At 38.0% G+C, this 24,249-nt stretch carries 20 protein-coding genes, 1 tRNA gene and 3 pseudogenes; 18 read left to right on the top strand and 6 right to left on the bottom strand.

The window, feature by feature from the left end:
• Positions 1-51: 51 nt before the first annotated feature.
• Positions 52-240: pseudogene (locus EL259_RS01270) on the top strand (YkgJ family cysteine cluster protein); the annotation flags it as partial.
• 300 nt (positions 241-540) lie between these two features.
• On the opposite strand, the gene ppiD reads toward EL259_RS01270, so the two are convergent.
• Both ppiD and rsmC read right to left on the bottom strand, forming a co-directional pair.
• On the bottom strand, positions 541-2,385 hold the full coding sequence (ppiD, locus tag EL259_RS01265; protein ID WP_126598271.1) for a peptidylprolyl isomerase: 1,845 nt from the start codon (positions 2,383-2,385) through the stop codon (positions 541-543).
• Between the two features lie 141 nt (positions 2,386-2,526).
• Positions 2,527-3,525 (bottom strand): 16S rRNA (guanine(1207)-N(2))-methyltransferase RsmC, encoded by a 999-nt coding sequence (rsmC, locus tag EL259_RS01260; protein WP_126598269.1) that lies wholly within the window; start codon positions 3,523-3,525, stop codon positions 2,527-2,529.
• A 169-nt stretch (positions 3,526-3,694) separates the two neighbouring features.
• On the opposite strand from rsmC, the gene EL259_RS01255 reads away from it, so the two are divergent.
• The 12 genes and pseudogenes from EL259_RS01255 to EL259_RS01205 all read left to right on the top strand — a co-directional run bounded on the left by EL259_RS01255 (position 3,695) and on the right by EL259_RS01205 (position 14,671).
• Positions 3,695-4,117, top strand: coding sequence for a DNA polymerase III subunit psi (locus EL259_RS01255; RefSeq protein ID WP_172594202.1), 423 nt, complete (start codon positions 3,695-3,697; stop codon positions 4,115-4,117).
• Complete coding sequence (gene rimI, locus EL259_RS01250; RefSeq protein ID WP_126598265.1) at positions 4,111-4,560, top strand: ribosomal protein S18-alanine N-acetyltransferase; 450 nt, start codon at positions 4,111-4,113, stop codon at positions 4,558-4,560. Before EL259_RS01255 ends, rimI begins: the two co-directional genes overlap by 7 nt.
• Before the next feature lie 168 nt (positions 4,561-4,728).
• Positions 4,729-4,959 (top strand): acyl carrier protein, encoded by a 231-nt coding sequence (gene acpP / locus EL259_RS01245; protein ID WP_126598263.1) that lies wholly within the window; start codon positions 4,729-4,731, stop codon positions 4,957-4,959.
• 218 nt (positions 4,960-5,177) lie between these two features.
• Complete coding sequence (dsbC, locus tag EL259_RS01240) at positions 5,178-5,867, top strand: bifunctional protein-disulfide isomerase/oxidoreductase DsbC (RefSeq protein WP_126598261.1); 690 nt, start codon at positions 5,178-5,180, stop codon at positions 5,865-5,867.
• 12 nt (positions 5,868-5,879) lie between these two features.
• On the top strand, positions 5,880-6,503 hold the full coding sequence (locus EL259_RS01235) for an L-threonylcarbamoyladenylate synthase (protein WP_126598259.1): 624 nt from the start codon (positions 5,880-5,882) through the stop codon (positions 6,501-6,503).
• 45 nt (positions 6,504-6,548) lie between these two features.
• A complete protein-coding gene (rluB, locus tag EL259_RS01230) occupies positions 6,549-7,484 on the top strand; it encodes a 23S rRNA pseudouridine(2605) synthase RluB (RefSeq protein WP_126598257.1) in 936 nt (311 codons plus the stop codon).
• 29 nt (positions 7,485-7,513) lie between these two features.
• Positions 7,514-8,047: pseudogene (locus EL259_RS08735) on the top strand (DNA translocase FtsK 4TM domain-containing protein); the annotation flags it as partial.
• 1,959 nt (positions 8,048-10,006) lie between these two features.
• Positions 10,007-11,560, top strand: a pseudogene (locus EL259_RS08730) (DNA translocase FtsK); the annotation flags it as partial.
• Positions 11,561-11,616: 56 nt separating this feature from the next.
• Positions 11,617-12,099 carry a DUF2799 domain-containing protein gene (locus EL259_RS01220; protein WP_172594201.1) on the top strand — a complete coding sequence of 161 codons (483 nt, stop codon included), beginning with the start codon at positions 11,617-11,619 and terminating at the stop codon, positions 12,097-12,099.
• 51 nt (positions 12,100-12,150) lie between these two features.
• On the top strand, positions 12,151-12,711 hold the full coding sequence (locus tag EL259_RS01215) for a DUF2799 domain-containing protein (protein WP_126598252.1): 561 nt from the start codon (positions 12,151-12,153) through the stop codon (positions 12,709-12,711).
• Between the two features lie 6 nt (positions 12,712-12,717).
• Positions 12,718-13,329, top strand: coding sequence for an outer membrane lipoprotein chaperone LolA (lolA, locus tag EL259_RS01210; RefSeq protein ID WP_126598250.1), 612 nt, complete (start codon positions 12,718-12,720; stop codon positions 13,327-13,329).
• A gap of 1 nt (position 13,330) precedes the next feature.
• Complete coding sequence (locus EL259_RS01205; RefSeq protein ID WP_126600800.1) at positions 13,331-14,671, top strand: replication-associated recombination protein A; 1,341 nt, start codon at positions 13,331-13,333, stop codon at positions 14,669-14,671.
• A gap of 34 nt (positions 14,672-14,705) precedes the next feature.
• On the opposite strand, the gene EL259_RS01200 is transcribed toward EL259_RS01205, so the two are convergent.
• Positions 14,706-15,302: a uracil-DNA glycosylase family protein gene (locus tag EL259_RS01200; protein ID WP_126598248.1), complete on the bottom strand. Its 597-nt coding sequence runs from the start codon at positions 15,300-15,302 to the stop codon at positions 14,706-14,708.
• Between the two features lie 169 nt (positions 15,303-15,471).
• Here EL259_RS01200 and serS point away from each other — a divergent pair, with 169 nt between their 5' ends.
• The gene (gene serS, locus EL259_RS01195; protein ID WP_126598246.1) at positions 15,472-16,758 is read left to right on the top strand and encodes a serine--tRNA ligase; all 1,287 of its coding nucleotides are present in this window, start codon (positions 15,472-15,474) and stop codon (positions 16,756-16,758) included.
• 97 nt (positions 16,759-16,855) lie between these two features.
• On the opposite strand, the gene EL259_RS01190 is transcribed toward serS, so the two are convergent.
• Positions 16,856-17,080 (bottom strand): helix-turn-helix domain-containing protein, encoded by a 225-nt coding sequence (locus EL259_RS01190; protein WP_126598244.1) that lies wholly within the window; start codon positions 17,078-17,080, stop codon positions 16,856-16,858.
• 95 nt (positions 17,081-17,175) lie between these two features.
• Here EL259_RS01190 and EL259_RS01185 point away from each other — a divergent pair, with 95 nt between their 5' ends.
• Positions 17,176-17,931 carry a DUF3944 domain-containing protein gene (locus EL259_RS01185; RefSeq protein ID WP_126598242.1) on the top strand — a complete coding sequence of 252 codons (756 nt, stop codon included), beginning with the start codon at positions 17,176-17,178 and terminating at the stop codon, positions 17,929-17,931.
• A gap of 37 nt (positions 17,932-17,968) precedes the next feature.
• On the opposite strand, the gene EL259_RS01180 is transcribed toward EL259_RS01185, so the two are convergent.
• The gene (locus EL259_RS01180) at positions 17,969-19,639 is read right to left on the bottom strand and encodes a formate--tetrahydrofolate ligase (RefSeq protein ID WP_126598238.1); all 1,671 of its coding nucleotides are present in this window, start codon (positions 19,637-19,639) and stop codon (positions 17,969-17,971) included.
• A gap of 244 nt (positions 19,640-19,883) precedes the next feature.
• On the opposite strand from EL259_RS01180, the gene smpB reads away from it, so the two are divergent.
• From smpB to lon, 3 genes are all read left to right on the top strand, one after another.
• Complete coding sequence (gene smpB / locus EL259_RS01175; protein WP_126598236.1) at positions 19,884-20,366, top strand: SsrA-binding protein SmpB; 483 nt, start codon at positions 19,884-19,886, stop codon at positions 20,364-20,366.
• Positions 20,367-20,497: 131 nt separating this feature from the next.
• A tRNA-Ser gene (locus EL259_RS01170) sits at positions 20,498-20,588 on the top strand.
• A 153-nt stretch (positions 20,589-20,741) separates the two neighbouring features.
• Complete coding sequence (gene lon / locus EL259_RS01165; RefSeq protein WP_126598234.1) at positions 20,742-23,144, top strand: endopeptidase La; 2,403 nt, start codon at positions 20,742-20,744, stop codon at positions 23,142-23,144.
• A 74-nt stretch (positions 23,145-23,218) separates the two neighbouring features.
• Here lon and EL259_RS01160 read toward each other — a convergent pair whose 3' ends face one another.
• Positions 23,219-24,223 (bottom strand): sugar-binding transcriptional regulator, encoded by a 1,005-nt coding sequence (locus EL259_RS01160; protein WP_126598232.1) that lies wholly within the window; start codon positions 24,221-24,223, stop codon positions 23,219-23,221.
• Between the last annotated feature and the right edge of the window lie 26 nt (positions 24,224-24,249).

Below are 24,249 nucleotides of genomic sequence, written 5' to 3'. Positions count from 1 at the left end.
TATTGATTTCTGAATATAATATAGTATTGCCACTATGTCAGCAAAAGTGAATTAACTGCCTATTTAGATCGTGGTGATGGGACGTGTCGGCACTTTGATGAAGAAACGAAATTGTGTAAGATTTATCAAAACCGCCCTCTTATCTGTAGGGTCGAGGATATGTATAAAACACACTTTGCAAAAGATTATACATGGGAAGAATTTATTGCGATTAATTTAGAAATTTGTAATAAATTGTAGTGGTTGGACATTATTGATTTTAACTTAAGGAGCCCCAAATGATCCCCTTACCGCCGAATAAGCACTATGTGATGGTTTGCCCGAATTGTGGGTTTGAGAAAGCGTGTATAGCACGGGGAGATGTGATTTTTTCCTCTAAGGAATGTTCGCAATGTCATCATGAGGTAGAAATCACGATTCGAGAGTTGAGTTATTTTGAGCGTATTAAAAATACTGTTTCAAAACTGATTGATTAATAAAATTGATATAAAAAAAGCGATCTTCCGATCGCTTTTTTGTTATGTTGTTTTTATTTTACGTTTATTCTGCTTGCATGAAGTCTTTGTTGACTTTGATTTCAGCATGTTCGCGTAATGCTTTTACGAGTAAAGTGTTGAGTGCCATTAATTTGGCTTGTTGCACTTGTTGGGTAAAGGCTTTTTGTTGTTCAGGGGTAAGTGCTGGATCGGTTACTTTTTCAAGTTCGACAAGTTTCACTTCGCCCGCTGGCATTTTCACAGCGTAATACATTGGTTTATCTGATTTTGGCAGAGCGAAAACAGCTTGCGTTAAATCAGGTTGGCTTGTATTGCTGAATGAAAGAGTTTCATCTTTACCAAATTGTACATCCGCAGGCATTGGTTTATTGGCATTCAAGTCAGTGGCAATTTTTTCTGCATTTTGGAATGCAATTGCTTGCGCTTTTTGTTGCTGAATTAAATGCGTAATGTCTGCTTTTGCTTCATCAAGAGTACGAACGCCCGCTGCTTTGTGTTGAAGCACACGTACAACAATAGAATGTTGATCGCCAACACTGATTGCTTCAGAATTCATGCCACCTTGCGTGATGTCTGAGTTAAATAATGCGGTTACAACACTACCGTAATTTAAGGCTGCAGGTACGTCTTGACGAGAGAATAGGGTAGTTTCATGAACGGGTAAGTTCAATTCTTTGCCTACGCTATCAAGATTGTCTGTTGTGCCGAATGCGGTATCACTTAATTTTTTCTCTGTACTATAGAAAGCATTAAGTGCCAATTCGTTACGAAGTTTTGTTGCAATTTCATCTTTTACATCAGAAAGTGGTTGAACTTTTTCTTCTTCAACTTTGATGATGTGGTAGGCGTTATCCACTTTAACTGGTAAAGAGAATTGTCCTGCTTTTAATTGAATTGCAGCATCTTCAAATGCTTTCGGCATCATTCCTGGAGTGATCCAACTTAAATCACCACCATTTTTCGCAGAAAGAGTGTCTTTAGAATATTCTTTTGCGAGAGTAGCAAAGTCTGCACCATTTAGTAGTTCTTGATAAATTTTATCTGCTTCTTCTTTGGTTGGTACTTGGATATGAGCAACACGTTGTTGGGTATATTGTGCAAGATTATCTTGATAATATTGTGCAACCTGAACATCGGTTACATTGATATTTTTCGCGACATCTTGGTGTGTTAAATCAATATATTGTACTTTTACTTGTTCTGGTACAGTAAATTCGGCTTGGTGTGCATCATAATACGCTTTGATTTCAGCATCTGTAACTGGCATTTTATTCATAATTGCGTCAGTTGAGATGTTTGCTACACGAATTTGACGGGTTTGATAGAAGTTTTTCGCAAGGGTATCTGCTAAAGCAGGAACAACGAAGTTAGAACCAAGAATCCCGTTTTGTAATTGCCCTAATAGAAGATTGTTATACACGATATGTGCGTAGTAATCAGGGGTTAAACCATTAATTTTTAAGACTTGAAGATAAAGATCGTTATTAAATTTACCATCTTGTTTAAATTCTGGATTCATAACGATAGCTGTTTCAATTTGACGTTTACTGATACCAAGTTTTAACTGATCAGCGTATTGATTAAGTAAAGTTTGATCAATTAATTGGTTTAGTACGTTGTTACGTAAATTTTTATTAAAATCAGGTGAGTCTGCAACCGCAGCAAATTGATTGCCAAGACGTTGGCTAATTTCTTGATATGCATTATTGAAGCGTTGCTGGAAACTTTGTTGAGAAATTTCTTGACCATTTACTTTGACCGCATAGGTATCCGTACGTGAGAATACGTATCCCGCAACACCACTTAAGACGAAAGTAACCGCAATAAAACCGAGGAGAATTCGAGAAGCGAGGCTATTCGCCGAATCGCCAATTTTTTCCATTAACATCGTTATGTTCCTGTAAAAAGTCGTAAAAGTTGTAAAAACAGTGCTAAATTATAATCTATCCGTGCCCATTTCGCATTAGGAAATTTAGTCACGCCCCGATTTTCGTATAATTTTTTACGAAAATTGGGGCGTGATATTGCATTAATTATGCACCGAATACACTACAAATTTATTATTTTTGGCAAGCACTTCATGGCTACCAAAATGCTGGTCGAGTAGATCAGGGTAAGGTAAATGGCGATTTGCCACAATACGCAATTCTCCGCCTTCTTTTAAATGCCATTTTGCTTGCGTAATAAGTGCTGTTACTGCACGGTAAGCGGTATCAAGCCCATCGTGGAAAGGCGGGTTTGAGAGAATGACATCGAATTTTCCTTCAATGTGGGAAAAAACGTCACTTGCGATGACATCGCCCATTAAATTATTGATGAGTAAAGTGCGGCGGCTACTTTCAAGTGCCATGGCATGAATATCGCTCATGACGAGATGAATATTAGGGAATTTTTGTTTGATATAGGTACCAATTACCCCTGCACCACATCCAAGATCGAGAATATCCCCAAAGAAATGGCGATTATCTAAGGTTGATAGGAGGAGTTTGGTTCCTTCATCAAGGACATTGGCACTAAATACGCCAGGCAAACTTGCTACGTTAAAGTGTGGTATAAATTCGGTTGTTTTCCAGAATTCATCAAAATTGAAGTTTACTTTTTCTGTTAATTCAAAATGATACAGAGAACAACGGCGCGCTGAGTCAATTTTGGCAATCTCTCCATAAGGTGCAAGTAGTTTTTCAGCAGAACGCACGCCAGAGCGATTTTCACCGATAATCAGTACTTTTTGACCGATAGGAGCTTTGGAAAGAAGTTGTAAGAGTTGGAATTGATTTTCTAGCTTATTTTTTGTCCAATAAAAGAGAATTAAATCTGCCTGCTGATAACAGTTACTTCCAAAAGTACAGGCTTCTTCGCTGAAATCTTTGGCATAGTCAAAATACCATGACCAAACATGTGTTGGGATTTTTTGTGATTTTAATTGTTGTGGGAAATTATCAGTGACATTACCTGCAAAAAGTACCGAACCTTGATTTAATAGATCTAAGTGGCGTTCTAGTACTTGGCTTTCAGGGGAAATATTCATTATCAAACCTATTGTTAAAGCATAATTTAAAGTTGACGGTATTGTACGGAGATTATAAGGAAAAGCAATGTAAGAGGAGAGAGCGTTATTTAAATTTGAGGAAAAAGCAAGAAATCTTTACAATGCAAGCCATAATAAAGTGAAAAATAATTTTATGTTGAGAGAGAACATGCCAAAGCCATCACGACGCGATAAAATGCTTTATCAAATGGGGATCCCACAATGGGAATTGGTTCATCCCAATACATTGCGTGGAATCGCTAACATGCCTATTGCTGAGAATGTACAACTAGTGCTGGTGGCTGAGAAAACATTGGATAAAGCGGAACAATTTATACAAGATGTTTTATGCGTATTGGATATGCCGAGTCAAAATTGCTTATGTTTAAGTTTTGATTTAACGACGAATTTAAACTTATCGCATTCTGTTATTTTTTGGTTTTTAGGTGCAAATCAAGAAAATATTACTGCTATACAAAAAGCCTTTTCAGATTGCATTATTTGGCAAACACCTAACTTTGAACAATTACTTAAAACAGCTTCTGCCAAAAAACAATTATGGCAACAAATACAACAAGGGACGTTATGTTAGAAATTAGAGAATTAAAAGAGGAAGATATGGAGCAAATTTTCTCAATAGAGGAGAAAGCGCACCTTGTTCCTTGGAGCCTTGGTATTCTTAAAAATAGCCAAGGAAAAAATTATTGTAATTTATTGTTAAAAGATGATGAAAACCCTGTAGGTTTTGCGATTTGTCAAAAAGTTTTGGATGAGGCAACCTTATTAAATATTGCTATTGACCCTGTGGCACAACAGCATGGAAATGGTACTTTCTTATTAAATGCGTTACTGAAACGCCTTAAGGATGAAGGGATTGTGACAGTTTGGTTAGAAGTGAGAGTAACTAATGAAAAAGCGATCCATTTATATAAAAAGTTACAGTTTGAAGAAAAAGGGAAACGTAAAAACTATTACCCACTTCCTGATGGCGGGCGAGAAGATGCGTTTGTTATGGCGAGAGATCTTACCAGTTAATGAAGACTATTTTTTTACTAAAAATAGATTAATAAAAATACAAAATATGTTAAAATAATGCCCTCATTGGGGACGCTTTCCTGAAAAACTACTTGCAACTTTAGCAAAAATAAATAAACTATTGTTCAATCTTTTTATCTTAATCGCTAACCATATAGGAAATTACAAATGAGCATTGAAGATCGCGTGAAAAAAATTGTTGTTGAACAATTAGGTGTTAAAGAAGAAGACGTTAAACCAGAAGCTTCATTCATTGAAGATTTAGGTGCTGACTCTTTAGACACTGTTGAATTAGTGATGGCGTTAGAAGAAGAATTTGATATTGAAATTCCAGATGAAGACGCAGAAAAAATCACTACAGTTCAATCTGCAATTGATTACGTAACAAAAAATCAATAATCTCTTATAAAAGCAGTGAAATTTCACTGCTTTTATTTTTCCACCTTTTTACAGTCCTTTATTTTATATTTCCATTCATTTTTAAATATTGTTTATTTATTTCTTAATAAAAAATTCTTGAAAAATTAGCTTTTTATTCATTTGTGATATCGGCTTATGCTAGAATGCTGAGATGTTTGTACATCTTTTGTATTTTTATCTAAAGAGGATTCTCATTCATGAAAAAACTTCTTACACTCTGTACATTGATGACACTTTCTAGTGTGAGTTTTGCATCGGATCAACCTTTACAGCAAGAGTTGCAAAGATTAGGGTTAACAAATGCTGAAATCAGTGCATCACCAGTCCCAGGATTAAAAACCGCAATGACCGATATGGGAGTCTTTTACATCAGTCAAGATGGTAAATATTTACTTGAAGGCAAAATGTATAAAATAGGATCCAAAGGTATTGTAGATTTAACCAATCAGGCCTTGATGTCAAAATTAAACAGTTTCTCAAAAGAAATGGTTGTATTTCCTGCAGCACATCAAAAATATGTCATTAATGTCTTTTTAGATATCAGTTGCCATTTCTGTCACAAGATGTTTGAACAAACAAAAGCATATAATGATCTTGGTATTACAGTGCGTTACCTCGCTTTCCCTCGTAATGGTCTAGATTCTATGACAGCCCAACAAATGGAAGCAATTTGGCGAGCTAAAGATCCTGCATACGCCTTAACACAAGCAGAAAATAATAATACCTACCCTGAAAAAATGTTGATACCAGATATTGTGAAAAAACAATACGATCTTGGCATTCAATTTGGTGTGCAAGGTACACCAACAATCGTCATGAGCAATGGTCAGACAATTGGTGGGTATGTGCCACCTGAAAGATTATTGGAAATATTAAAACATCAATAAATAGGTGTCATGATGAGTCAGTTTTTTTACATTCATCCAACTAATCCCCAAGCTCGCTTAATTGGGCAAGCTGTTGAGATTTTGAAAAAAGGTGGCGTAATTGTATATCCAACCGATTCAGGTTATGCGTTAGGTTGTTTAATTAATAATAAACAAGGTGTAGATCGGATAGTTCAAATTCGTCAATTGGCGGAGGATCATAATTTTACCTTGTTATGCGAAGATCTCTCCGAAATTTCACAGTATGCAAAAGTTGATAACCAATGTTATCGATTATTAAAAAATAATACACCAGGGGCTTATACCTTTATTTTGCCTGCAACCAAAGAATTACCAAGACGATTAATGGTCAGCAAACGTAAAACGATAGGTATTCGAGTACCTGACAACAATATTGCATTGGCATTGCTTAACGCCTTACAAGAGCCTCTTTTGTCTTGTTCGTTAATGTTGCCGAATGAAGAAAATATCACGCAAACCGATCCAGAAGAAATTCGGGATTGCTTAGAAAAACAGGTAGATTTGATTATTCATGGTGGTGTTTTGGAACCAACACCAACTACTGTTGTAGATTTAACGGATGATGATATTCGTATTTTACGAGTAGGACGAGGGGATACCGCACCGTTTGAATAATAATTTTTACCAATAACGACGCTTGTGAAAGCGACAAGGAATATTATGAAAATGCAAAAAAAAATGCCAAAACGTACTCCAAAAGTAATGCGAACGAGTTCACGCTCGAGTATGACGAATACGGTTGAAGGTGAAAAATTACAAAAAGTTTTAGCTCGAGCTGGCAAAGGGTCACGTCGTGAAATTGAAGCGATGATTGAAAAAGGGCTCGTAAGTGTTGATGGAAAAATGGCTAAACTTGGTGATCGTGTTGATGTTCATTCAGGTGTAAAAATTCGGATTAATGGTGAAGTCGTTAATCTTACTCACGCTCAAAAAGAAATGTGTCGTGTTTTAATGTATTACAAACCAGAAGGTGAGCTTTGTACACGAGTTGATCCACAAGGACGAGCAACCGTTTTTGATCGATTACCACGTTTAACTGGATCTCGTTGGATCGCAGTAGGGCGCTTGGATATCAATACTTCTGGATTATTGCTTTTTACAACGGATGGTGAACTAGCGAATCGCTTGATGCACCCAAGCCATGAAGTAGAACGTGAATATGCGGTACGTGTTTTTGGACAGGTGGATGATGCAATGATCGGACGTTTACGTCGAGGCGTACAACTTGAAGACGGCATGGCAAACTTTACCAGTATCAAAGCCGCTGGTGGACAAGGGATGAACCAATGGTTTAACGTTACGCTTATGGAAGGCCGTAATCGTGAAGTACGCCGCTTATGGGAGTCACAAGATATTCAAGTTAGCCGTCTTATTCGTGTTCGCTATGGTAATATTGAACTAATGAAATCATTACCTCGTGGCGGTTGGGAAGAGATGCCATTAAAACAAGTTAATTATCTTCGTGAATTGGTTGGGTTACCGCCAGAAACGCAGAGTAAACTTGATCAAACCCAAACGAAACGCCGTGTGAAAACGGGACGTATTCGTAAAGCAGTTAAACGCTACGGTGAGCGTAACAAGCAAAATAATAAGTAAAATCAATCTATCAATTTAAGTTTATTAGTATGAAAGTGAAAGTCACACCATTTTTCTTTTTTTTACGCCTTCTGGCTTGGTGTCTAGTCGGTTTTGGTTTATATCTTTTTGTTGCATGGACGAGTTATCATCCATTTGACATGGGATATTCGACAGCGAATTTGAATGATCAAGTTCAAAATGTTACAGGGAGTTTAGGGGCGTTATTAACAGATGTGTCTTTCACTTTTTTTGGGCAGCTTGCAAATTTAATTCCATTTATTTTTTGTGCCGCACCTATATTATGGCTGATTTATGCTAAATCAGCGCCAACCTCTATTTGGGTTCCTTTTCGCTGGTTAGGCGGAATTATTCTTTTACTTTGCGGATTTACTAGTCTAGCGACCTTTACCCCCGTTTCTTCAAATTTTTCTGATTTTTATACTTCTGGCGGTGTGCTTGGGGAATGGCTTAAAGCAGAGGCTTTCAAATACGGGCTTAATGATGTGCTTTTCTTTTTAGTTATCGTAGTCGCCCTTGTTGGGGGATTTATACTTTGCAAAGGCTTAGAGTTCTGCCAAATTGCACATAAAGTTTATCGTTGGGCATTGATGAAACCGCAAGAAGATATAGAAGATGATGAGGAAAATGAGCCTGAAGAATCTGTATCACTTGAGCAGAATGATGACGCCCCAATTTTCGCTGAAAATTATGCAATTCATGATACGGATGAGGTTAAAACAGCATTAGAACGTACGGAAGATCATGCGGTTACGCATAATCATACTGATTTTATTCCTGAACCCGTTACGCATTCTATGCCGAAAATTCGTGGTTTAGCTCCTCATGAAGAAAATCATGCACAAAGTGAGGAAAGTAATACTTTTAGTAAATCTGATGAAGTATCGGATAATGTGACCCCACATTTACAGCAAGAAAGTTTTTCTAAAGCGACAGTAATTGGCGACGAAATAAATGATCTTTTACAAGCGGATACTGCTGATGCAGTTTCGCAAAAAGACGCTGATGATGTACTTGAATCAAATGTTGAAACTCAACCGACTTCCATGATTGAGCCAACCGAAACTCAGGAAATTCCACCGATCGATTTAGCCGAAATTGGGCAACCTGTTGATGTGAAAATCAGTGATGAAGTTATGCCGAAAAAAGTAGTTGAAGGGGAAATGCAAGAAATTCCTGTTGTAAAAATGGCACAAAAGGAAAATCCGATTAATCCGCCAAGGACTCGACAATTTAACACAGCAACAATGTCAGCAGAAGCATTGAAAGCACAAATTGCAATGCGTCAACGCGTTCAGGCGCAACGTGTTCTTGCGAAATTTGGGCGATTACCAAATCAAAATCAGGTTGCTGAAGATACTGATGAAAAAATTGAAAATACCGCAGAAGAGAGTGCATCATCAATGCATAGCACTCGTACAGAGAACGCAGTTCCAGCACCAGCTACTGCGCCGATGAATGTTTCGCCGAAAGTGGAGGAAATGGTACCAGAATTTGTGCCTAGTCCATCGACAAGCCCACTTCATATCCAATTAAATGATATTCCTGAAGTAGCCGCATTGGTTAGTGAGGTAGAACAGGAATCTCATTCTTCTTCGCAATCAACGCAAGTAGAGCATCAACCAGTAACACAAATTGTTGATGATGAAACTGCCGTTGAAACAGGAAGCAGTATTTCAGAAAACACTACACATACCATTTTAAATAATCATCAAAATGATAGTGGAACTTCAGAAATACACCGAGTGACACCGCCTGCAAGTATTGCAGCAGAATTAGCGCAACGCCAAAATGCTTTTGCACAAGCACAAGCACAAGCACAAGCACAAGCACAAGCACAAGCACAAGCACAAAATGCTTACCCACCCCGTGAAATGCAGGTTACTCAACCAGCGCAAAACGCTTACGCACCACGTGAAACGCAGGTTACTCAACCAGCACAAAACGCTTATGCGCCACGTGAAACGCAGGTTACTCAACCAGCACAAAATGCGTACGTTCCACGTGAAACCCAGGTCACTCAATCAGCACAAAATGCTTATGCGCCACGTGAAACGCAGGTTACTCAACCAGCACAAAATGCTTATGCGCCACGTGAAACGCAGGTTACTCAACCAGCACAAAACGCTTACGCACCACGTGAAACGCAGGTCGCTCAACCAGCACAAAACGCTTACGCACCACGTGAAACGCAGGTTACTCAACCAGCACAAAATGCTTACGTACCCCGTGAAACGCAGGTTACTCAACCAGCGCAAAACGCTTACGCACCACGTGAAACGCAGCTCGCTCAACCAGCACAAAATGCGTACGCACCACGTGAAACGCAGGTCGCTCAACCAGCACAAAATGCTTACGCACCTCGTGAAATGCAGGTCGCTCAACCAGCACAAAACGCTTACGTTCCACGTGAAACGCAGGTTACTCAACCAGCGCAAAATGCTTACGCACCACGTGAGGCACAGGTTGTTCAGCCAGCTATTGAAGAAGTAGAAACTGAGGATGTGTCTAATATTCCTCAATATCAAGTTTATGGCGATAGTCTTATTCACCCTGCATTACAAAAACGTATGGAAGTATTAGAAAAACCGACTACGCCATTACCGACAATCGATTTATTAGATAAACATCCAAGTGCGACACAAAATATTACTGAGGCTTCATTACAACAAACTTCAGCACGTATTGAGCATTTATTAAAAGATTTCGGTGTAAAAGCAACAGTTGAAGAAGTGCTTGTTGGACCTGTGGTTACTCGCTATGAATTAGCATTACAGCCAGGTGTGAAAGCATCAAAAATTACAAATATTGAAAGTGATTTAGCACGTGCCTTGTTGTTCCCTGCAATTCGTGTTGCGGAAGTTATCCCAGGAAAACCTTATGTTGGGATTGAAACGCCAAATGCAGAACGACAAACCGTATTTTTGCGTGATGTTTTAGATAGTGATGAGTTTCGTGATGCAAAATCACCACTCTCTATGGCGTTAGGTAAAGATATTAGCGGTGAACCTGTCGTGGTTGATCTTGCCTCTATGCCACATTTACTGGTTGCAGGGGCGACAGGTTCAGGTAAATCGGTTGGGGTGAATACGATGATTTTAAGTTTACTCTTCAGGGTCAAACCTGAAGATGTGAAATTCATCATGATCGATCCTAAAGTGGTAGAACTTTCCGTGTATAACGGTATTCCGCATCTATTGACAGAAGTTGTGACGGATATGAAAAAAGCGTCTAATGCATTACGTTGGTGTGTAGATGAGATGGAACGCCGTTATCAATTATTAGCAGCACTTAGCGTTCGTAATATCGAAGGCTACAATGAGCAAATTGAAAAATATGAAAAACTCGGTATGCCGATTCCGAATCCACTTTGGAAACCAGGTGATACTATGGATAAAATGCCACCACCATTAGAAAAATTACCATATATCGTAGTAATCGTGGATGAATTTGCGGATCTCATGATGATGGTGGGTAAACAGGTAGAAGAATTAATAGCACGTCTTGCACAAAAAGCACGTGCGATTGGAATTCACTTAATTTTAGCAACACAACGTCCTTCAGTTGACGTTATTACTGGCTTAATTAAGGCGAATATTCCAACTCGAATTGCATTCTCTGTGGCAAGTAAAATTGACTCTCGAACCATCTTGGATCAAGGTGGTGCGGAGGCCTTATTAGGTCGTGGGGATATGCTTTATGCAGGTAAAAATGCATTAGAATTAACACGTGTTCATGGGGCTTATATGACCGATGAAGAAGTTGTACGTGTTGCTAACGACTGGCGAGCACGAGGTAAACCAAATTATATTGATGGCATTTTAGATTATGCAGATGAAGAAGAGGAAAGCGCTGTACGTAGCCGTGAAGATGTGGGCGATCTTGATGAGCTTTTCGATGAAGTTGTGGATTTTGTTGTAAATACTGGCACAACTTCTGTTTCTGCATTACAACGCCGTTTTAGAATTGGTTTTAACCGTGCCGCACGAATCATGGATCAACTAGAGGAACAAGGCATTGTATCCTCTATGCAGAATGGGAAAAGAGAGGTATTAGCCCGATCCACTGACTATTAGGAATATAAAAAATGAAATCACATTTAAAAAAAGTGGCACTTTGTGCTATTCCGTTTATGTTGTCGGCTTGTTCTTTCAGTTCATTATCTACGATGGATTGTTTTTCGGATAATTGGAAAAATATTGGTTACCAAGATGGATTAATGGGTGCTAGTAAAAGTAAGTTTAATGATTACAGAGATAATTGTCGCAGTGTAGGTAAAGTACCTAATTATCGACAATGGGAAGAGGGTCGCCGTGAGGGATTAAAATATTTCTGTACACTGGACAATATTAAACGTTTTGGCACATACAGTTATAATTCTGTATGCTCACGATATAAATATGGTTCTAGTCATCATTCGTCTAGTTTGCAACGTCAAATCGATCACGAACAACGAAAGTTACGTAGTTATCAAGATAAAATGGATAGACTCAGACGTAAGGTTGACGAAGGATATTATTCGCCTCGTCAAGCACATGCGGAAATGGAACATCTAGAGAAAAAAATAGAGTACTATGAAGCGAAACTTGATCGTCATATGAGAGAAATGTCATAACTCATTTAAAATGATGATTAGAATTAACAAAAATGTAATTGTGGTGTAAATATGAGAGTCAGTGCCTTAATTTTAATGTGTTTTACTTTAAGTGCATGTACTTATCAATCTTTAACAAAGGAACAGTGCCTAAGTGGAGATTGGAGAGGAATCGGTTATCAAGATGGATTGCTTGGGCAATATCCAGATCGCATTGTGGAACATGCTGAAGCTTGTGCTGAAACAGGCGTAAGACCAAATATTTCTGCTTGGCAACAGGGGCGGGCAGAAGGTTTGGTATATTATTGTACTGAGGATAATTTTTACCGATTAGGTATAAATGGGCAAGCTATGCATTATGTTTGTGATAAAGCGAAAATGCCACAATTACAAAAAGTTTATCGCCAAGCCTATGAGGAGTACGATTTACAACAAAAAATCTATTCTGCACAACAACAAATTCAGGATGATGAAGTTGTATTGGAAAAATTGAAAAATGGTGAAATGTTGACGTATAAGACGGAAAAAGAGGCGAGAGCCGAATTATTACGTTTACAAAACCACATTTGGACGTTAAAACAACATATTGAGCAATATCAGAATAGTTTGCAACAAGCAAAATTGAAGGAATAAACGCTTATGACAAAAATTTTTACGAAAATCGTGGCGTGTGCGTTCGCCTGTAGTATAACTATGGCATCTGCAAATGTTGTTAGCACATTGCAAATGCGTCTTTCTAAACTTGAAAATCTTAGCGCGGATTATCATCAAATTCTTAAAAATGCGAATGGAGAAATGGTTCAACAAAGCACGGGAACGATTCAATTAAAACGCCCTTCGCTTTTTCGTCTTGAAAGTAAAACTACGCCAGAAAATATGATTGTTGGTGATGGAAAAACAATTTGGTTCTATGATCCCTTTGTAGAACAAGTAACGGCGCGCAAAGAGAGTTCTTTATTAGATAATACACCATTTGTACTTTTAACAAATAATAATCATGCGACTTGGCAACGTTACACAATGAGCCAAATGGGCGATACTTTTACACTTATGCCAAAGTCGCCTAAAAGTATTATTAAAAAATTTACGCTTAACGTGACTAAAGATGGCAAATTACTTGGTTTTTCTACAACAGAAAAAAGTGGACAGCAAAATATTTACCAATTAACACATCAAAATTATGCACCGTTGGCAAGCAAAGACTTTAAGTTTGTGATGCCTGAAGGGGCAGTATTGGATGATCAACGATAAGATGGATAACTTAAGTTTAGATTTTTCAAATAATGAATTTCAACCTCTTGCTGCTCGCATGCGACCACGTACGTTAGCAGAATATTGTGGGCAACAGCACATAATTGGGAAAGGAAAACCCCTTTATCGTGCGATAGAAAGTGGGCATATTCATTCTATGATTTTATGGGGAACTCCAGGGTGTGGTAAAACGACCTTAGCAGAAATTATTGCCCATAAAATTAATGCCAAAGTAGAACGCATTTCAGCAGTAACGTCTGGCATAAAAGAAATTCGTGAAGCGATTGAGCGCGCTAAACAAAATCGTCAACTAGGCATGCAGACGATTTTATTTGTTGATGAAGTACATCGCTTCAATAAAAGCCAACAAGATGCCTTTTTACCTCATATTGAAGATGGCACGATTATTTTTATCGGAGCGACTACCGAAAATCCATCGTTTGAATTAAATAATGCATTACTTTCACGCGCTCGTGTTTATATTTTAAAACCTCTGCAAAAAGAAGATGTATTAAAAGCGCTACAACAAGCCTTAGCGGACAAAGAACGTGGGCTTGGCAATGAGAAACTTATTTTTCAAGATGATGCATTAGATGTTTTAGCCGAGTATGTTGCAGGGGATGCACGTGCGGCATTAAATTATCTTGAATTATTGGTTGATCATGCAGATGAAACAAAATACGGAAAAGTAATTGACCGCACACTTTTGACGGAAGTGCTGGGCGAACGACAAGCTCGCTTTGATAAAGGTGGGGATCGTTTTTATGATTTTCTCTCTGCATTGCACAAATCTATCCGTGGTTCTTCGCCAGATGCTGCGCTTTATTGGTACGCAAGAATTATTACCGCTGGTGGCGATCCGCTAGTCGTAGCACGTCGATTATTAGCGATTGCCTCAGAAGATATTGGTAATGCCGATCCCCGTGCAATGCAATTAGCCATTAATGCATGGGACTGTTTTACCCGAGTTGGTCCTGCTGAGGGAGAACGTGCGATTGCGCAAGCTGTCGTATTTCTTGCGTTAGCACCTAAGAGTAATGCGGTTTATATGGCATTTAATGAAGCGAAAAAATTAGCGCAAGAAGCACCAGATTATGATGTGCCTATCCATTTGCGCAATGCGCCTACACATTTGATGAAAGAATTAGGTTATGGTGATGAATATCGCTACGCACATAATGAAGAACATGCTTATGCCGCAGGAGAAAATTATTTTCCAGAGCCGTTAAAGGATACTCGTTTCTATTTTCCTGTAGAGCGAGGTTTAGAGATTCAATTAAAACAGAAATTGGATTATTTACATGCATTAGATGCACAATCACATCAAAAACGATATAAATAGCAATGATAAAGGGATCCAATGATCCCTTTTTATATTATTGTCCATTTAAAATGTGCTGAACTCGCTGACGTAAAGCAGGAATGACATCATTGCCAAACCATGGATGTTCGGCAAGCCAAATATTATTGCGTGGTGATGGGTGAATAAGGGGAAAATATTTAGGTAAATATTGACGAAAATTTTCTACCGCATCAGTTAATTTAAAATGTGAATTGCCATGTAGATATGCTTTTGCGGAATATGATCCTAATAATAAAGTTAGTTGGATACCAGGCATTAACGCAATTAGTTTTGGGTGCCATTTTTCTGCGAAGTTTTTACGAGGTGGAAGATCGCCATGTTCTCCTTTCCCATTAAAGAAAAAATCCATAGGTAACACAGCAAACAAGCCAGAATGATAGAAAGTTTCACGATCAACGCCTAGCCATTCACGTAAACGATCACCGCTTTGATCATCAAAAGGAATGCCTTTTTCTGCGGCGACGGCTCCTGGCGCCTGCCCAATAATCAAGATCCTCGCCTTTGCATCTGCCATATATACAGGAATTTGCCCTTCTTTTTTAAAAATAGCATTATCAGGATCATGTATGATTTCATTACGAATGATTTGGAATGGAGTAGGTTGAGTCATAGAGGTCCTCCTTTGTTGTGTATAAAGTTTAGCACTTCGCCTAATTGGGGAGAATCATTTTTAGCGATAATTTCTACAAAAATATAGGAAACGTACGATTTTTACGGTTTAAATAAATGGTATTTTTGGATAAAATAGGAAGATACTACAAAAAAATTAAGGATGTTCTATGATCGACCCAAATTTACTGCGTAACGATTTAGCAAATGTCGTCGCCCTTTTAAAAACTAAACGTAATTTTGATTTAAACTTTGAACAAATCAATGAATTAGAAGCGCAACGTAAAACTCTTCAAGTTGAAACTGAAACGTTGCAAGCGGAACGTAATGTACGTTCAAAAACGATTGGACAAGCAAAAGCGCGTGGCGAAGATATTGCTCCATTATTAAAAGAAGTGGATGATCTTGGCTCGAAATTAGAAGAAGCAAAAGCAAAATTAGCAGCGATTCAAGCGGAACTTACTAAAATCGCATTAAGTATTCCAAATCTTCCAGCGGATGAAGTACCGCTTGGTAAAGATGAAAATGATAACTTAGAAATCATGCGTTGGGGTCAACCACGTACATTTGATTTTGAAATTAAAGATCACGTGACTTTAGGTGAAGATCTTGGCGGTTTAGATTTCGCAGCAGGTGTGAAACTTGCAGGTGCTCGTTTCGTGGTAATGAAAGGTAAAATTGCTAAATTACACCGTGCTCTCGCACAATTTATGCTTGATTTACATACTGAACAACACGGTTATAGCGAAACTTATGTTCCTTACCTTGTTAACCATGAAACGCTTTATGGAACAGGACAATTACCGAAATTCGGTGAAGATCTATTCCATACCCGTGCATTAGAAGGTGAACAACCTTATGCATTAATTCCAACTGCGGAAGTACCAGTGACTAACCTTGCACGTGGTGAAATTTTAGAACAAGCTGATTTACCACGCCGTATGACTGCACATACTCCGTGTTTCCGTAGTGAAGCAGGCTCTTATGGTCGCGATACTCGTGGTTTAATCCGTATGCACCAATTTGATAAAGTTGAATTAGTGCAAATCGTAGAACCTGAAAAATCAATGGAAGCGTTGGAAGAATTAACAGGTCATGCAGAAAAAGTATTACAACTTTTAGGTTTACCATACCGTAAAGTATTACTTTGTACTGGTGATATGGGCTTTGGTTCTTGCAAAACTTACGATTTAGAAGTTTGGGTTCCAGCACAAAATACTTATCGTGAAATCTCATCTTGCTCAAATATGTGGGATTTCCAAGCACGTCGTATGCAAGCACGTTACCGTGTGAAAGGTGATAAAAAACCACGCCTTGTACATACTTTGAATGGTTCAGGTTTAGCGGTTGGACGTACTTTAGTTGCAGTATTAGAAAATTATCAAAATGAAGATGGTTCTATCACTGTTCCAGAAGTATTACGTAGCTACATGGGCGGTTTAGAGGTTATTAAATAAATTTAGCTTAATAATACGCCTCAAAATTCATAAAATTTTTTGAAAATTGGGGCGTCAAAAAGCAAAGGAAAATCTCGCTAAAAAGCGAGATTTTTCGTTAAATATCATGTAAGACGCTTGAAGGATCAAGCTCGATGGCTTCACAGATTTCTATAAACTCCAGAACATCAAGTTTTCGTTCAAAACCTTCAATTTTAGCAATGTAAGATTGCGGTTTATTTAATTTAGCCGCAATTTGTTGCTGCGTCAGATTTAACTCTTTGCGACGAGCAATAAGTTTTTGAATTATGGAACGATAACGCTCTTTGTAAATAGTTTTCAAGGGGATCACAATCGCTTAAAAATTTAGCTTGTGATTATTATCCTGTTTTAGTATTATCCCAATTCAGGATAATTTTTTACAATAAAGGATAAAAAATGTCTTATCTTGAGGATCAAGATTTGGAATTTTTACAGTTTCTTACCAATCAGGAATTGCAGGAACTCTATAACGTACTTGTTTATGATAAAGATGGCGATAAGCGATTAACAGAAACACTTTCCACTTCTGACGAAGTCGCCGATTATGGTGAAAATTATTCTAAATACTGGCAACGGATTGCTGAAGAATTACAATGTTTGGGTGCAAATGCTTTTGCAACACTATTTCGCAATGGAACAGGTGCATTCTATAAACAAATCCTTTGTAATGTTTGTGATCGATTTAAGGTAAATTCCGATCAAAAATCATCGACAGAAAATATTGAATATCATCTTTTAGAGCGGGTTTTAGAAAAAACTTTCGATAATATGACGCGATCTGAACGAGATGCTATTGCTCAAAGTTGTGAGATTGAATATTCATGTCATGTCACATCTGCTAATTTAGTGGAGTTTTTCGTTAAGATACTAAGTGTCGGCGATATTTATTCTTATAAATTGGTTATTTTAATCGTAAATGCGGTATTAAAAACATTTATCGGGCGTAGCATGATGGATGTAGCGAATAATACCTTTATTAATCGTACCATGACACTTTTGAATAGTGGTATCAGATGGACGATGTTACGACTATGCACCATGGCGGAAGTGATTGGACCTGCATATCGTGTAACAATCCCAGCTGTTTTTATGGTAATTGGATTACGACAACGCTATATAAATCGCTCGCTTCTCATGCAAGAGAATTGCTGATAAAAAATCTCGCTTTATGCGAGATTTTTTATGTGGTCTAAGATAATCCAGTTATTACTCCATTATTATCAATATCAATTCTTTCAGCTGCAGGGACTTTTGGTAACCCAGGCATAGTGAGTACATTTCCCGTTAGTACGACGATGAATCCTGCACCCGCACAGAGATTAACATCATTTACATAAAGGTTAGCATCTATAGGTGCACCGAGTAAGGTCGCATCGCTTGAAAAACTGTATGGGGTTTTTGCGATACAAATAGGTAAGTCTTTAAAACCTTGTTGTTCATACTTAGAAATTTTATCTAATGCTTTTTTATCAAAGATAACTTCATGACAGCGATAAATTCTGCGGGCAATCGTTTCAATTTTTGCAATAATTGGCTCTTCGCAAGCATATGCATATTGGAAATGTGATTTTTCTTCACAAAGTTTTATGACTCCCTCTGCAAGTGCAGTAGCGCCTTTACCTCCTTTCGTCCATGCTTTATTGACGATAACTTGCACGCCTTCTTTTTGGCATAGAGAACGCACCAGATCAAGTTCTTCTTGGGTATCGCTTGGGAATGGATTAATAGTAACGATAGTTGGTAAACCATATACTTGAGTAAGGTTATCGATATGACGCGATAAGTTTTTAATGCCTTCACGGATAGCATCAAGATTCGTTTTTTCTAACTCATTTCGTGTTACACCACCATGATATTTTAAGGCACGGATCGTGGCGACAACAACGCAAGCATCAGGCTTAATATTTGCCTCACGGCATTTGATATCTAAGAATTTTTCAGCACCAAGATCAGCGCCAAAACCAGCCTCAGTCACAACATAATCTGCAAGTTTTAAGGCGAGTTGAGTCGCCATAACAGAATTGCAGCCATGGGCAATGTTAGCAAAAGGTCCACCATGAATGAAAACAGGGGTTCCCTCTAAGGTTTGAACAAGGTTTGGTTTAAGGGCATCTTTTAAAAGGGTAGATACTGCACCTTGACAATTTAATTCACGAGCATGAATAACATCTCCATTGAATGTATAACCAAGGACAATATTACCGATACGTTTTTTTAAATCATCTAAATCTTTTGCTAAACATAGGATTGCCATAATTTCACTGGCAACTGTGATATTAAAGCCGTCTTCGCGAGGAACACCGTTATTTTTACCATTTAATCCGCTAACGATGTTGCGTAATTGGCGATCATTGATATCTAATACACGTTTCCATGTAATAGTTCGTGGATCGATATTTAAGGTATTTCCTTGGAAAATATGGTTATCTAACATCGCAGCGAGAAGATTATTTGCCGCACTGATTGCATGGAGGTCACCAGTGAAATGAAGATTAATTTCTTCCATAGGAATGACTTGTGCATAGCCACCACCTGTCGCCCCCCCTTTCATACCAAAAACAGGACCTAAAGACGGTTCACGGAGTGTTGCAATAACAGATTTTCCAAGCTGAGCAAGTCCATCTGCTAGACCTACAGACATTGTCGTTTTTCCCTCTCCCATGGGAGTAGGAGACATGGCTGTAACGAGAATTAATTTACCATTAACACGATTTTCAGTTTCTTTAATGAAACGGTAACTTATTTTTGCTTTGTTATTGCCATAGAATTCTAAATCTTGAGAAGAAATATGTAATTTTTGGGCAACTTCTAATATTGGACGAGCAGGGGTGTTTTGTGCAATTTCAATATCTGTTTTCATTCAATAACTTCCCGTAAAATCAATCAATTATATTGGTATGGCATGAGTATATGAACTCACTATATAATGATGAGGCAGGGGATACAAGTTAAAAAATGACTTTCTTCTGTTTCAATGTTGTTATAAATCATTATTGCGAAACGTCCTTTTTATATTTGAATCGGTGGTCGTTGTGGTAGGGGCGCTTTTTCAGTACAATGCGAATAATTTTAAAAATTAAAAAATTAATAGAGTAGTAGATATTATGGCAAAGAAAAAAGTAAAAGTGGGATCAAATACGATTGCCTTAAATAAACGGGCAAGACACGATTATTTTATTGAAGAAGAAATTGAGGCCGGCTTAGAGTTACAGGGGTGGGAAGTTAAATCCATGCGTGCTGGCAAAGCAAATATTAGCGATAGCTATATCATTTTTAAAAATGGTGAGGCTTATTTATTTGGTGCAACTATTCAGCCGTTAAGTGTTGCTTCAACACATGTAGTTTGCGATCCAACACGTACTCGTAAATTACTTTTAAATAAGCGTGAACTTGATAGCTTAATTGGTAAAGCCAATCGTGACGGTTTTACAATTGTCGCACTTTCGCTTTACTGGAAAGGCGCATGGGCCAAAATTAAAATTGGTGTCGCGAAGGGTAAAAAACTGCATGATAAACGTGACACAATTAAAGATCGTGAATGGCAAGTTGCAAAACAACGTATTATGAAAAATGCACAACGCGGGTAAGCGATCAAACAAAATACGCTAAAATATCAAGGAATAATCAAATTGATTAAAAAACGAGGGAATGATAATTTTTTTTAAATAAGTGCTTGACCTAATTAGAGAAAGCCATTATTATTCACCTCGCTTTCTACGGAGGAATGGTCGAGTGGTTGAAGGCACCGGTCTTGAAAACCGGCGAGGGTTTGTAGCCCTCCGTGAGTTCGAATCTCACTTCCTCCGCCATCAAATTCTTAAAAGCCGTCTTGTAATGACGGCTTTTTTCATATCTGCTTATCGTTAAAATAATTAGTTCATTAATATAACCCGAAAAGCCTTGAATTTTTAAATAAATCCCCTATCTTAGAAACGATTTATAGAATAGTGTTGAGAAAAAAAATGACAGAAAATCAAATGCAAGAAAAACGTTTGCCAGTTTTGGCATTACGTGATGTGGTTGTTTTCCCTTATATGGTGATGCCACTCTTCGTTGGACGCAAAAAATCTATCAATGCATTAGACGCTGCGATGAAAAAAGATGAACAGATTTTTCTCGTTGCACAAAAAGATGCAGAAATTGATGATCCAGAAGTAGATGATTTATATCAGATTGGGATCGTCGCAAATATTATCCAGCATTTAGAAATGCCAGACGGTGCCGTAAAGGTATTGGTCGAAGGGGTAGAACGTGCCTATGTACGTGATTTTACAGATGAAGACGATTGTTTAAGTGCAGTAGCCGTTCCATTAGAAAACGATTTTACTGTACCAGCAGAAAGTGATATGCGAGTGCTCGCAAATTTAGCAAAACAAGAGTTTGATAGTTATGCTAAATTGAATAAGAAAATTCAGCCAGATGTCATGACGGCACTTGCGAATATTGAAGAATATGATCGCCTTGCAGATACTATGTCTGTCCATATGCCAATTGATGTAATGCGTAAGCAACAATTATTGGATCAACCAAAAGTTTACGATCGTTTACAACAGCTGCTTGGTATGATGATTTTTGAAAAAGATATCCTTCAAGTTGAAAAACGTATTCAAGATGAAGTGAAAAAACAAGTAGAAAAGAATCAGCGTACCTATTATCTCAACGAGCAGATTAAAGCATTACAAAAAGAGCTGGGTCAAGATAGTGAACACGGATTTAGCCCATTAGAAGAAGTTGAACAATTAAACCGTAAAATTGAAGCGGCAAAAATGCCTGCAGATGCAAAAGAAAAAGCATTAGCAGAAGTTCAAAAACTTAAAATGATGCAACCAATGTCACCAGAGGCAACAGTAGTCCGTTCTTATATTGATTGGATGCTTCAGATGCCATGGCATGCACGTAGCAAAGTGAAAAAGGATCTTGCGAAAGCGCAATCGACATTAGATAGCGACCATTACGGTTTAGAACGTGTGAAAGAACGTATTTTAGAATACCTTGCAGTACAAGCACGTTTAAATAAAATTAAAGGTCCAATTCTCTGCTTAGTAGGACCACCAGGGGTAGGTAAAACTTCTCTTGGGCAGTCTATTGCAAATGCGACAGGACGTAAGTATATCCGTATGGCGCTTGGTGGTGTACGAGATGAAGCTGAAATTCGTGGGCATCGCAAAACTTACATTGGTGCGTTACCAGGTAAACTTATGCAAAAAATGGCAAAAGTAGGGGTGAAAAACCCATTATTCTTGCTCGATGAAATCGATAAGATGTCATCGGATATGCGTGGTGATCCTGCTTCAGCGTTATTGGAAGTGTTAGATCCAGAACAAAATACTAAATTTAATGATCATTACTTAGAAGTAGATTACGATCTTTCTGATGTGATGTTCGTGGCGACATCTAACTCCATGAATATTCCAGCACCATTATTAGATCGTATGGAAGTGATTCGTCTTTCTGGTTATACCGAAGATGAGAAATTAAATATCGCGACTCGCCATTTGGTTAAAAAACAAATGGAACGTAATGGCTTAAAAGAAAAAGAATTAACTATTCACGAAGATGCAATTTTAGATATCATTCGCTACTATACTCGTGAAGCGGGTGTGCGTAACCTTGAACGTGAAATTGCGAAAATTTGCCGCAAAGCGGTGAAAAATCTGTTGGTGGATAAAATACTTAAACACCTAGATGTAGATAGCAAAAATCTTGTCGATTATCTTGGCGTGAAACGTTTTGAATTTGGACGTGCAGATACACAAAACCGTGTCGGTGAAGTGACAGGTCTTGCATGGACAGAAGTTGGTGGCGATTTATTAACGATTGAAGCAGCATCTGTTATCGGTAAAGGTAAATTAACATTTACTGGTTCACTTGGTGACGTGATGAAAGAGTCTATTCAAGTAGCAATGACTGTTGTTCGCTCTCGTGCTGAAGCCTTGGGGATTAATCCAGACTTCTACGAAAAACGTGATATTTATATTCACGTGCCAGATGGCGCAACGCCAAAAGATGGTCCAAGTGCAGGTATTGCAATGTGTACAGCACTTGTATCTTGCTTAACAGGTAATCCTGTGAAAGCGGAAGTGGCGATGACGGGTGAAATCAGCCTACACGGTAAAGTATTACCGATTGGTGGCTTGAAAGAAAAATTACTCGCAGCACATCGTGGCGGAATTAAAACCGTGTTAATTCCAAAAGATAATGTGAAGGATTTGGAAGAAATTCCAGAAAATGCCAAAGAGGCATTAACCATTCATCCTGTGGAAAATATTGATGAAGTGTTAGGGATTGCTTTGCAAAATCCGCCAACAGGTGTGGAGTTTGTGATGCCAAAAGAAGCAACTACGCATGCGAAATCAATTAATTAATTTAGAAATATAATTAAAAATGCCTCAAATTTGAGGCATTTTTTATAAAATGACGCCCCGATTTTCAGAAAAATTTATGTATTTATAGTGTTATTTTGTTTCTCTTGTTTGATTAAGTCTAATAAAAGCATTGCCGTTACCTTATCAGTAATTAAGCGATTTGCGTAACCATGCTTTAAAGCAACGTGCGTGATAAGTGTTTTACTTTGTCCACCTGCAATTAAAACACGCTCTTCTTTTTGGCGTAGTTCAGGTAAACCGATACCGACAGTACGATTGTTTAAGTCTGGCAAGCAAATGCGTCCATTTTTATCAACAAAATGCGCACAAATACTTCCAACAGCACGATTTTGCAAATAATGCACTTCATCTTGAGTGTAGAAGCCTGATTGAAAGAGAAGGCTATCTTCATCAACCGCACCGACAGTAAACACAACAACACGGCTTTTTTTAATATTCTCTAGTACACGCCAAATTGTGGTTTCACGCTGGATAAGATTTTTGGTTTTTATATCTTCAAAAACAATGGGTAAGGGGAGTAATTGTCCTTTGCCATTAAAAGATTGAGCAATTTGGTTAATAGTTTCTGATTCATTTAAACCTTGACTTGCCTTTGTTTCGCTACCTCTAAGTTGGACTACTTCGACACCATCACGTAATTGAGGTGTGAGGTGTTGTGACATGGCATAAATTGTGCGTCCCCATTCCACGCCAACTACATCATGATTACTCACTAATTTTTCAAGTAATTTCGCACCAAGAGAGCCGAGTGCGTGACGTAGTTGGGCAGGATCGTGATTAATTGGGGTTGAACAGATTCCAACGCTTTTTAATTGATAAAATTCTTTCAATTCTTCCGCTAATTGCCCAAACGTATCCTGAGGATCATGAATGGTAATGACTACGAATCCTTGTTCAGTTGCATGTTGCAATAGTTTAGAAACGGATGGGCGAGAAATGCCCAGCATGTCTGCAACCTGTTGTTGAGAATAATGATTTTTATAATAAAGTTTTGCCGCATCAATAGCTTGACGATCTTTAGTCGAAAGTAAAGTGGAAGCGGCATTCTCGTTGTTCATAGGCGACTCACAATAAAAAGGTCGAC

It is taken from the genome of Actinobacillus delphinicola (genome assembly GCF_900638385.1).
Lineage (GTDB): Bacteria > Pseudomonadota > Gammaproteobacteria > Enterobacterales > Pasteurellaceae > Actinobacillus_C > Actinobacillus_C delphinicola.
Note: the sequence above shows the minus strand (reverse complement) of the source record. Positions and strands in the feature narration are given on the sequence as shown.

Excerpts from the sequence above, each read along its gene's own strand:
- rsmC (WP_126598269.1), bottom strand. The coding sequence starts at position 3,525 with ATGAATATTTCCCCTGAAAGCCAAGTACTAGAACGCCACTTAGATCTA.
- EL259_RS01200 (WP_126598248.1), bottom strand. The coding sequence starts at position 15,302 with ATGACTCAACCTACTCCATTCCAAATCATTCGTAATGAAATCATACAT.
- rimI (WP_126598265.1), top strand. The coding sequence starts at position 4,111 with ATGTTAGAAATTAGAGAATTAAAAGAGGAAGATATGGAGCAAATTTTC.
- EL259_RS01185 (WP_126598242.1), top strand. The coding sequence starts at position 17,176 with ATGTCTTATCTTGAGGATCAAGATTTGGAATTTTTACAGTTTCTTACC.
- rluB (WP_126598257.1), top strand. The coding sequence starts at position 6,549 with ATGAAAATGCAAAAAAAAATGCCAAAACGTACTCCAAAAGTAATGCGA.
- EL259_RS01215 (WP_126598252.1), top strand. The coding sequence starts at position 12,151 with ATGAGAGTCAGTGCCTTAATTTTAATGTGTTTTACTTTAAGTGCATGT.
- EL259_RS01180 (WP_126598238.1), bottom strand. The coding sequence starts at position 19,639 with ATGAAAACAGATATTGAAATTGCACAAAACACCCCTGCTCGTCCAATA.
- EL259_RS01205 (WP_126600800.1), top strand. The coding sequence starts at position 13,331 with ATGGATAACTTAAGTTTAGATTTTTCAAATAATGAATTTCAACCTCTT.
- lon (WP_126598234.1), top strand. The coding sequence starts at position 20,742 with ATGACAGAAAATCAAATGCAAGAAAAACGTTTGCCAGTTTTGGCATTA.
- EL259_RS01220 (WP_172594201.1), top strand. The coding sequence starts at position 11,617 with ATGTTGTCGGCTTGTTCTTTCAGTTCATTATCTACGATGGATTGTTTT.
- smpB (WP_126598236.1), top strand. The coding sequence starts at position 19,884 with ATGGCAAAGAAAAAAGTAAAAGTGGGATCAAATACGATTGCCTTAAAT.
- EL259_RS01160 (WP_126598232.1), bottom strand. The coding sequence starts at position 24,223 with ATGAACAACGAGAATGCCGCTTCCACTTTACTTTCGACTAAAGATCGT.
- EL259_RS01235 (WP_126598259.1), top strand. The coding sequence starts at position 5,880 with ATGAGTCAGTTTTTTTACATTCATCCAACTAATCCCCAAGCTCGCTTA.
- acpP (WP_126598263.1), top strand. The coding sequence starts at position 4,729 with ATGAGCATTGAAGATCGCGTGAAAAAAATTGTTGTTGAACAATTAGGT.
- EL259_RS01255 (WP_172594202.1), top strand. The coding sequence starts at position 3,695 with ATGCCAAAGCCATCACGACGCGATAAAATGCTTTATCAAATGGGGATC.
- serS (WP_126598246.1), top strand. The coding sequence starts at position 15,472 with ATGATCGACCCAAATTTACTGCGTAACGATTTAGCAAATGTCGTCGCC.
- dsbC (WP_126598261.1), top strand. The coding sequence starts at position 5,178 with ATGAAAAAACTTCTTACACTCTGTACATTGATGACACTTTCTAGTGTG.
- lolA (WP_126598250.1), top strand. The coding sequence starts at position 12,718 with ATGACAAAAATTTTTACGAAAATCGTGGCGTGTGCGTTCGCCTGTAGT.
- ppiD (WP_126598271.1), bottom strand. The coding sequence starts at position 2,385 with ATGTTAATGGAAAAAATTGGCGATTCGGCGAATAGCCTCGCTTCTCGA.